The 9,385-nt window shown below is 64.0% G+C and carries 8 protein-coding genes; 5 read left to right on the forward strand and 3 right to left on the reverse strand.

Annotated features, from left to right (window positions below; translation table 11 throughout):
• The first annotated feature begins 260 nt into the window (after positions 1-260).
• Genes VKR55_RS05450 through VKR55_RS05470 form a run of 5 tightly spaced genes read left to right on the forward strand, consistent with a single transcriptional unit; the run spans position 261 to position 5,018 of the window.
• Complete coding sequence (locus tag VKR55_RS05450) at positions 261-1,436, forward strand: acyl-CoA dehydrogenase family protein (protein ID WP_324400508.1); 1,176 nt, start codon at positions 261-263, stop codon at positions 1,434-1,436.
• On the forward strand, positions 1,433-2,602 hold the full coding sequence (locus VKR55_RS05455) for a CaiB/BaiF CoA transferase family protein (protein WP_324400511.1): 1,170 nt from the start codon (positions 1,433-1,435) through the stop codon (positions 2,600-2,602). Before VKR55_RS05450 ends, VKR55_RS05455 begins: the two co-directional genes overlap by 4 nt.
• Positions 2,599-3,717: a CaiB/BaiF CoA transferase family protein gene (locus VKR55_RS05460; RefSeq protein WP_324400512.1), complete on the forward strand. Its 1,119-nt coding sequence runs from the start codon at positions 2,599-2,601 to the stop codon at positions 3,715-3,717. Before VKR55_RS05455 ends, VKR55_RS05460 begins: the two co-directional genes overlap by 4 nt.
• A gap of 4 nt (positions 3,718-3,721) precedes the next feature.
• Positions 3,722-4,225, forward strand: a complete 504-nt coding sequence (locus tag VKR55_RS05465; protein WP_324400514.1) for a MaoC family dehydratase — start codon at positions 3,722-3,724, stop codon at positions 4,223-4,225.
• Positions 4,209-5,018: a GntR family transcriptional regulator gene (locus tag VKR55_RS05470; protein ID WP_324400516.1), complete on the forward strand. Its 810-nt coding sequence runs from the start codon at positions 4,209-4,211 to the stop codon at positions 5,016-5,018. Before VKR55_RS05465 ends, VKR55_RS05470 begins: the two co-directional genes overlap by 17 nt.
• Before the next feature lie 16 nt (positions 5,019-5,034).
• Here VKR55_RS05470 and VKR55_RS05475 read toward each other — a convergent pair whose 3' ends face one another.
• The 3 genes from VKR55_RS05475 to VKR55_RS05485 all read right to left on the reverse strand — a co-directional run.
• Entirely contained in the window at positions 5,035-5,541 is a 507-nt protein-coding gene (locus VKR55_RS05475; RefSeq protein WP_324400518.1) for a YbhB/YbcL family Raf kinase inhibitor-like protein, read from the reverse strand.
• Between the two features lie 55 nt (positions 5,542-5,596).
• The gene (locus VKR55_RS05480) at positions 5,597-9,106 is read right to left on the reverse strand and encodes a molybdopterin cofactor-binding domain-containing protein (RefSeq protein ID WP_324400520.1); all 3,510 of its coding nucleotides are present in this window, start codon (positions 9,104-9,106) and stop codon (positions 5,597-5,599) included.
• Positions 9,106-9,385 (reverse strand): (2Fe-2S)-binding protein (locus tag VKR55_RS05485; RefSeq protein ID WP_324400522.1); only part of this gene is annotated, 280 nt, incomplete at its 5' end. The genes VKR55_RS05480 and VKR55_RS05485, both read right to left, overlap by 1 nt.

The following is a 9,385-nucleotide window of genomic DNA, read 5'->3' on the forward strand; positions in this document are numbered from 1 at the left end:
GAATCGACCGGACCAATCTACTATGGGATGGCGACTGCAATTCTGCAACCCGCGCGGGTATCCCCTGCAATTTCCACCGGTAGCCCGATAATCGTGCGGCGGCGACCGCGTTCGAAGCGGCCTCCACGGAATCGCGCGCCTTCTCATCAGCTTTGTCCAGACAACAAGTCGGTGAAGTTTACTTGACGATATAGCGGATTGCGGGCAATTTTTTACAGGAAGGAAAATTTGTCCGTATAAATTGTCGGGAGGTTGTCGCGATGACGCGGGTGCTGCGGGAAAAGCCCGCGGATGCGGGGGATGACGGCCAGATCCTGGACATGATCGATCGCTGGGTGGCGCGCGAGCTCAAGCCGGTCGTGAAGGAGTTCGATCACGCGGACCGCTATCCGCACGAGATCGTCGAGCAGATGAAGAAATTGGGCCTGTTCGGCGCGACGATCGCGCCGGACTACGGCGGCCTCGGACTTTCGTCGTCGACCTACGCCAAGATCGTGATGAGCATCTCGTCGGTGTGGATGTCGATCACCGGCATCATCAATTCGCACCTGATGCTGGCGCTGGCGATCGAGAAGTTCGGCACGCCGCAGCAGAAGGTACAGTGGCTGCCAAAACTCGCGACCGGCGAGATCCGCGGCGGGCTGGCCCTCACCGAACCTGATGCCGGCACCGACCTGCAGGGCATCCGCATGACGGCGAAGCGCGACGGCGACGACTACGTCATTAACGGCACCAAGACCTGGATCACCAACGGCGCCGAAGGCTCGTGCCTCGCGCTCCTGGTCAAGACCAATCCGGACGCCGAGCCGCGCTATAACGGCATGAGCCTTTTCATCGCGCCGAAGCATGAAGGATTTTCGGTGGGCCGCAAGCTGCCGAAGCTCGGCTACAAGGCGATCGATACCGCGGAACTGGTGTTCGAGAACTACCGCGTGCCGGCGGATCATCTGATTGGCGGCGTCGAGGGCCGCGGCTTCTTCCAGGTCGCCGGCGGGCTGGAGCTCGGCCGCATCAATGTCGCCGCGCGCGGCGTTGGCATCGCGGAGGGCGCGCTGAAGCTCGCTGCCGAGTATGCGCAGGTGCGCAAGACATTCGGCAAGCCGATCTGCGAGCATCAGGCGATCCAGCTCAAGCTCGGCGAAATGGCAACGCGCGCCCGCGCTGCACGGCTGCTCACGCTCGACGCGGCGCAGGCCTTCGACCACGGCGAACGCTGCGATATGGAAGCTGGCATGGCGAAATATTTTGCCAGCGAAGCCGCGCTCGAGAACTCGATCGAGGCTATGCGCATCCACGGCGCCTATGGCTATTCGAAGGAGTTCGACATCGAGCGCCTGTACCGCGACGCGCCGCTGACCTGCATCGGCGAAGGGACTAACGAGATGCAACGCATCATCATTTCCAGACAGTTCATCAAGAGGAATCCCGCGTCATGAAGCCGCTTCAGGGCGTGCGCATCGTTTCCGTCGAGCAGTTCGGCGCCGCGCCTTACGGCACCATGCTGCTCGCGGACCTGGGTGCCGAGGTCGTCAAGATCGAGAATGCCGCGATCGGGGGCGACCCCGCGCGCAAGACCGGGCCTTATTTGCTAGGCGCGAACGACAGCGAATATTATCAAGCTTTCAATACGAACAAGAAGAGCGTGGCGATCGATTTGCGCTCGACTGAGGGCAAGGCGGCGCTCAACAAGCTGATCAGGACGGCGGACGCGCTGGTGAATAATCTGCGCGGCGACCTGCCGGCGAAGATGAGTCTCGACTACAAGACGCTCGCGAGCGTCAATCCCAAGCTCGTGTGCGTGCATGTCTCGGCCTATGGCCGCGACAATGAGCGCGCGTCGTGGCCAGGCTATGATTATTTGATGCAGGCAGAATCCGGCCTGATGCATCTGACTGGTGAGCCCGACGGTCCGCCGTCGCGGTTCGGCGCGCCCTCGATCATCGACCAGACCACGGGGCTCACTGCCGCAGTCGGGCTGCTCTCCGCAGTGATCCAGGCGCGCACGACGGGCGAGGGCTGCGACGTCGACATCTCCCTGCTCGACGTCGCCTTGCATCAGCTCGGCTATGCGGCGTCCTGGTATCTCAACGAGGGTCACCTCTCGACGCGCCAGCCGCGCAGCGCGCATTTTTCGGTGGCGCCGGTGCAGACCTTTCCGACCTCGGACGGCTGGCTGTTCATCATGTGCATGACCGATAAGTTCTGGGGCGAGTTGCTGTCCGCCATCGGACGGACCGATCTAGCGTCCGATCCGCGCTTTGCGACGCCGGCATTGCGGCAGGCCAATCGCGACATGTTGACACCGATGATCGATGCCGAGCTGAAGCGGGAATCCAGCGCGTACTGGCTGAAGAAGCTGAACGGCGTGTTGCCGATCGCGCCTGTGCTCAATCTGGCGCAGGCATTGGACAGTCCGTTCCTTGAGGCGACGGAGATGATCAACACCATCGCGCATCCGGAGAAGCCCGCGATGCGCGTGCTGTCCAACCCGATCAAGATCAATGGCGAGCGGCTGGCACAGGCGTCGTGCTCGCCCTATGGCGCCGACACCACCGCCTATGTCGGTGAGACGCGCGCCGCCGAGCGCGCCCGTTCGTCATGAAGCTCGAGGGCATTCGCGTCATCGACCTCAGCGTGTTCCTGCCGGGACCTTATCTGACGCTGGCGATGGCCGATCACGGCGCCGAGGTGATCAAGGTCGAGCCGCCGGGCGAGGGCGATCCTGGCCGGCACATCGGTCTGTCGGACGGACCAAGCACGGTGTTCTTCCGCAATCTCAATCGCGGCAAGAAGAGCGTTGTCGTTGATCTCAAGGATCGCGCGCGGCGAGAAGCGCTGCTGTCATTGTGCGAGACGGCGGACGTGTTCGTGGAATCCTTCCGGCCCGGCACGGTTGATCGCCTTGGCGTCGGCTATGAGGCGTTGCGCGCACGCAACCCGCGCATCGTCTACTGCGCGATCAGCGCATTCGGACAGGACAGCACCTGGCGCGGCCGGCCCGCGCATGACCTCGCGCTGGAAGCAGAGAGCGGCCTTGTCAGCATGACACTCGGCGGCGACGGCAAGCCGGCGATATCGGGCATGGCCGTGGCCGATGTGCTGGCGGGACTGCAGGGCCTGTCCGGCGTGCTGATGGCGCTGCTGCGTCGCGAGAAGACCGGCGTCGGCGATTACATCGATATCAGCATGCATGATGTGACCGTTGGCGGCATGCTCAACATCCTGGGCCCAACCTTCGCCGAGGATCGCCAACCGATCCCCGCGCATGAGCGCACCACAGGCGGTGCGGCGTTCTATCGTCCCTATGAGACGAAGGACGGCCGGCATCTCGTGCTCGCGGGGCAGGAGCCGAAATTCATCCACAATCTGCTTCGCGCGTTCGGCCGTCCCGATCTCGCGGAATTATGCCTGCGTGGTCCGGGGCCGCATCAAGAGCCGGTGATGGATTTCCTCTCCGCCGTCTTCCGCAAGAAGACGTTGGCGGAGTGGCAGGATGAACTCGCAACCCTCGATGTGTGCTATGGGCGCGTCAACACGCTGCCGGAAGCCTTCGCGCATCCGGTGCTGATCGAACGCGGCATGATCCGCCGCGACGAAAGCGGCCGCCGCCATGTCGGACCGCCGATCCGATTCCGCCACGAGCCGGCTGAGCCGGTGCTGCGCGAGCCCGCGCTGGGCGAGCACACGTCATCCATCCTGAAGAGAATTTTGGAGTAGGGCGATGCAAGGCCACGACCAGATCGGTCCCCAACGTTACCGCGAAAGCTTTGGCCGCTACTACGAGGACTTCGTTGTCGGCGATATCTACGAACACCGACCCGGCCGCACCATCACCGAGAGCGACAACACCTGGTTCACGCTGATCACGATGAACACGCACCCACTGCATTTCGACAAGGAGTATGCGTCGAAGTCGGAGTTCAAGCGCCCGCTGGTCAATAGCTGCCTGACGCTGTCGATGGTGGTCGGCATGAGCGTCAGCGACATCAGCCAGAAGGCAATCGGCAATCTTGGCTGGAACGATATCAGGCTTACTGCGCCGGTGTTCGTCGGTGATACCATCTACGCCGAATCGGAAGTGCTGGCGAAACGCGAATCGGCCTCGCGACCGGGGCAAGGCCTGGTCACCGTGCGCACCATCGGCAAGAAGGGGGACGGCACGCAGTTCATAAGTTTCGAGCGGACCGCGCTGATCGCCAAGAGAGGTCATGGGATTGAAGACTGACAAGAAACCGCGCCGCGCGGTCTCACCGAAAGCGAGACCGCTTTCGCGCGCGCCGCTCAGCACCAAGTCCGACGATCCCCTCTATCTCCAGGTCGTGCACGCGCTGAAGGACGAAATCGTCAGCGGCGTCTATCCCGTCGGCTCGCAGCTCCCGACCGAGGAAGAATTGTGCGAGCGGTTCTCGGTCAGCCGCTACACCGTGCGCGAGGCGCTGCGGCGGCTGCGTGAGGACAGCCTGGTGTCGTCGCGGCAGGGCGCGGGCACCACGGTCGTGCCGCCGCGTCCGGCGGATTCTTTCGTGCATGAGGTGATGTCGATCAACGATCTCGTCGCCTTTGCGACCGACGTGCGCTTTGCAGTCGACACCATCGAGATGATCGAGATCGACGACAAGCTGTCGGTGCGCACGGGGCTTACGAGCGGCGAAGAGTGGCTTGCGGTCCGCGGCTTCCGCCACGCCGAGGGCGGCAAGCTGCCGGTGTGCTGGACCGAAGTCTACATCAACCGCGAATTCGCCGCGGTCGGGCGCTTGCTGCAGCGGCACCGCGGGCCGATCTTCCATCTGATCGAGGATTTGTTCGGCCAGAGCATCGTCGAGGTGCACCAGGAGATCGCCGCCGCGTTGATCTCGCCTGATCTCGCCGGCGGTCTCAAGGTCAAGGCCGGGACTACCGCCCTCGAGGTGCAACGCACCTACAAGCTCGCGACCGGCAAGATCGCACAGGTCGCGATCAACACCCACCCCGCGTCGCGTTTCCGCCATGCCATGACGATGCGGCGTGTGAAGGGCTGATCGCCGCCCGCTTGCTTCACGCCGTGCGCTTGTAGAGACCCATCAGCGTCGCCTTCGCGAGCGTGTTGAAGTGGAGGTTGAAGCCGACGACCGCGGCGGACGTGTCCGCCTGGACCGGCAGCGTCTCCTGCGATACCGCGAACACGGTGAAGATATAGCGGTGCGGATGGTCGTTCGGCGGAGGGCAGGGGCCGATATAACAGGGCTTGCCGACGTCGTTGCGGGTCTGCAGCGCGCCGGGCGGCAGCTTTGGCGCGTTCGGATTGCCGGCGTCCAGCGCGAGCTCCGTGGTCGTAGGCGGGATGTTCACGATCAGCCAGTGCCAGAAGCCGCTGCCGGTTGGCGCATCCGGATCGAAGCAGGTGATGGCAAAGCTCTTGGTTCCTTCCGGCGCGCCCGACCAGGACAATTGCGGCGACTGGTTGCCGCCGGCGCAGCCGAAGCCGAACTCCTTCGAGAGGATATACTTCTCGTCGAGATAGTCGCCGTCGCGAAAACTCTGGCTGGTGAGTTTCATGGTCATCGCTTTGTTTCCTTCCCGTTGATGCGGAAACAATCCTAAGCGATCTTGTCGTCCGCTAAAACCTTGATTGCCGGATCCGGCTGACGGCAGAAGGTACGTCGCTCCAGGCCGGCTTATCGGGCGCGAATTGCCGGCGCAGGAAGGATACGAGCTCGGATATTTGTTTATCGCTCAGGCTATCCTTGAAGGCCGGCATGTAGCCGAGGTCGCTGGCGGCGGGTTTAGCGATACCGTGCATGATCACCTGGATCAGATTGTCGGGCTCCGCGCTGTGGAGATTGCTGTTCAGCGCCAGCGACGGCCGGCTGCCGAACAGCGGCAGGCCGCCGACTTCGTGGCAAACCGCGCAGGCGCCCTGATAGTGTCGTGCGCCGGCGCTCGGCGCATATGTCACTTTTGTTGCGGATTCGAGTTGCGCGGCGCGCGTCGCTTGTGCCTGCGTGTCGAGCGAGGCGTTATTGAAAGAGGCGAGATAGACTGCGATCGCGCGGATGTCCTGATCCGGCAATGCCATCAGCTCCCTTACCACCGGCGCCATCGGGCCGACCGCCACACCGTGCACGCGGGACTCGCCGGTGCGCAAGTAAGCGAACAGCTCGTCCTCGCTCCAGGGGATTGGCGCCTGCGACAGCGAGGTCAGCGCGGGCGCTTCCCAGCCTTCCGCAAGGCCGCCGGCGAGATATTGGCTCTGCTGCTCCGCGCCGAGCACGTTGCGCGGCGAATGGCAGGCGCTGCAATGGCCAAGGCCCTCGACCAGATAGGCGCCGCGATTCCAGATTTCCGATCTGGTCGGATCAGGCTGGAATGTCCTGGCCTGATGGAACAGCGCGTTCCATCCTGCCATCAGCGGCCGCAGGTTGAATGGAAAGCGCAGCTCGTTGGTCCGCGCTTTTGCGCGCACCGGCGGCTGCGCCATCAGGTAAGCGTAGAGCGCCTGCAGATCGGCGTCGCTGGCTTTGGCGAAATGCGTGTAGGGAAATGCCGGATAGAGATGCCGGCCGTCGCGATGAATGCCCTCGCGCATTGCACGCTCGAAGGCGGGATAGGACCAGGCGCCGATGCCGGTCGCCTCATCGGGGGTGATGTTGGTCGAATAGATGACGCCGAACGGCGTTTCGAGCGGCCGGCCGCCGGCATTGACCGCGCCGCCTGCCGAGGTGTGGCACTCCCCGCAGGCGCCAAGCGCTGCAAGCTGTTCGCCGCGCGCAATGGTCGAAGCGGAATAGACTGAGGCATCCGGCCGCGCGATGGGGGCGATCGCCCTCCATGGCAGCACGGCCGCGCCGATGCCGATCACGGCGGTGCAAAGCGCGGCAAGTGATGCAAACATGCCGCGACGGCCGGCAAAGGGATTGGACCAGTGCTTTGCAGGCGGCGCTGGTGTGGACTTTGGCGCCGGCAGCGCTTCAGGAATGACTTGCCCTTCGCGCAATCCTTTCAGAATCCGCTCCGGCGTGAACGGTGGCTCGCGAAAGCGTACACCAGTCGCATCATAGATCGCATTCGCAATCGCCGCCGCGCTCGGCACTGAGGCGGACTCGCCGACGCCGAGCGGCGGCTGGTCCTGCCGCGGCAGCATCAACACGTCGATGTCAGGCACGTCCGGAAATTTGATGATGGGGTAGGCGCCCCATTCGCGCGTTGCGACCTTCGTGCGATCGAACGAAACCTCCTCCATCAGCGTGCGGCTGGTCGATTGCACGACATTGCCGTGGATCTGGTGCCGCACGCCGTCGGGATTGATCATCAACCCGGAATCCTGCCCCGCCACGACGCGCGTCACGCTGACGTCGCCGGTCGCCTTGTTGACGGCGACGTCGGCGATCCAGGCCGACCATGCCGCGCCATAGCCCGGAAACTTGCTGTGGACGTAGAGCGCATACGCAAAGCCGCGTCCGCGCACGATGTCGCCTTCCGGGATCTTCTCCTCGCACACCGGCCGCTTTTGCCACCCGGCGCGCTCGGCCACCGCGTGGACGAGATCGATTGCGCGCTGGTCCTTCAGATAGCGGAGCCGATAGTCGATCGGGTCGACCCCGGCCTCATCGGCGCATTCGTCGATGAAGGATTCATGCGCGAACGAATTCGGCAGCGCCGAGACGCCACGAAACCACGAGGCGCGGACGATCGGCGGCATGTCGTGCGCCACCACGCGCATATGGTCGTAATCATAGGGCGGGATGGCGGTGCGGTCGCCCATCTCGAACACGGTTGCTTCCGGCGCGATGCGGCCGGTCAACAGCAACGCCAGCGTCGGCGACCCGTTGGAGGGATAGCGCGTCGCAAAATCGTAAGCGGCAACGCCGCCGTCCTCGTTCAACGCGCCATTGACGTCGATGAGCTGCGCCGAGCCCTTCGGCTCCCAGAGATGTTCCTGCTCGCGGGTCAATTGCACGCGGACCGGACGACCGACCGCGCGCGACAGCAGCAATGCGTCGGCGGCGACGTCGTCGGCACAGTTCCGGCCATAGCATCCGGCGGCTTCCAGCCGGATCACCTCGATCTCGGCCTCTGGCCGCTCGACGAGGAGCGCAAGGTCGGCCCGCAGCATGTGCGGATTTTGCGTGCCCGACCACACCCTGATGCGATCCTCGCGACAATCCGCCACCGCGCAGGACGGGCCGATCGATGCATGCATCTGATAGGGCCAGACATAGGTCCGCTGCATCGGCTTTGAAGCCGACGCGATCGCGGCGTCGACATCGCCCGTATCCTTCAACACGCGCGGCGTGGAGGGATTGGCGCGCAGCGCCCTATCGATGTCTTCGAGATCAGGCAATGTTGGCGTCGGCTTCCAGCTCACCTTGATCTGGTTCGCGGCTTTGACCGCGTTCTCCTCACGCTCGGCGACGATGCCAACGAAATCGCCGATCCGCACCACGGCGACGAGTCCAGGAATGTCGCGCACCGAGGATTCGTCGATCGCGATCAGGCTGGTGCCGACGAACGGGCCGGCATCGACGCCGGCATAGGGCGGGCGTACCACCCGGCCATGCAGCATGCCCGGCACGCGCACGTCATGCACATAGGTGAGCTCGCCAGTGGCTTTCGCCGGAAGATCGATGCGCGGCACCGACCGGCCGACAATCGAGTAGCTATCGACCGGCTTCACCGGAACATCATCGGCGAGTTCGAGGCGAATGGAGTCGCCCGCGATCAGCTCGCCATAGGAGACGCTGCGATTGTCCCTGCCGCGGATGAGGCCATCCTCAATCGACAATTCTTCGATCGGCAGCTCAAGCCGCTGCGCCGCGCGCGCGAGCAGCAACTGCCGCGCTTGCGCGGCTGCCTTGCGCAGGGGCACGGCCGTGATCTGGATGGTCTCGCTTGCGATCGTCGGGCCCTGATTCGGTACCTCTTTGGTGTCGCCGAACACGACCACGACGCGCGCAAAGGACACATCGAGCTCTTCGGCGACGATCTGCCCGAGTGCCGTGCGGATGCCGGTGCCGAGATCGACATGGCCGTTATAGGCGTTGACCTCGCCATCAGCGGTGATGTGGATGAACGTCTCGTCCTTGCCGGCCGCATCGTGGCGAACGACAATCAAGCTGCCGTTGGCCATCAGTCGTGCGCCTCGACAAGACGGCCCGCGGCGCGCATCGCCGCGCGCATGATCTCGACATGGGCGCCGCAGCGACAGAGATTGTAGCGCAGCGCTTCGCGAATTTCGGCCTCGGTCGGACGCGGCGTGCGCAACAATAGCGCCTTGGTGGTCATGATCATGCCGTTCAGGCAATAGCCGCATTGCGCGGCCTGCTCCCTGATGAAGGCGTCCTGCACGGGATCGGGATGCTCGCGCGAGCCGAGGCCCTCGAGCGTCACGATGTCGCGGCCGACGCAA

Origin of the sequence: Bradyrhizobium sp. (genome assembly GCF_035309285.1) — a bacterium.
Classification (GTDB): Bacteria; Pseudomonadota; Alphaproteobacteria; order Rhizobiales; family Xanthobacteraceae; genus Bradyrhizobium.

What these genes read in the sequence shown, in the direction of transcription:
- VKR55_RS05480 (WP_324400520.1), bottom strand. Translation starts at nt 9,106, where the DNA reads ATGGCCAACGGCAGCTTGATTGTCGTTCGCCACGATGCGGCCGGCAAG.
- VKR55_RS05455 (WP_324400511.1), top strand. Translation starts at nt 1,433, where the DNA reads ATGAAGCCGCTTCAGGGCGTGCGCATCGTTTCCGTCGAGCAGTTCGGC.
- VKR55_RS05465 (WP_324400514.1), top strand. Translation starts at nt 3,722, where the DNA reads ATGCAAGGCCACGACCAGATCGGTCCCCAACGTTACCGCGAAAGCTTT.
- VKR55_RS05475 (WP_324400518.1), bottom strand. Translation starts at nt 5,541, where the DNA reads ATGACCATGAAACTCACCAGCCAGAGTTTTCGCGACGGCGACTATCTC.
- VKR55_RS05450 (WP_324400508.1), top strand. Translation starts at nt 261, where the DNA reads ATGACGCGGGTGCTGCGGGAAAAGCCCGCGGATGCGGGGGATGACGGC.
- VKR55_RS05460 (WP_324400512.1), top strand. Translation starts at nt 2,599, where the DNA reads ATGAAGCTCGAGGGCATTCGCGTCATCGACCTCAGCGTGTTCCTGCCG.
- VKR55_RS05470 (WP_324400516.1), top strand. Translation starts at nt 4,209, where the DNA reads ATGGGATTGAAGACTGACAAGAAACCGCGCCGCGCGGTCTCACCGAAA.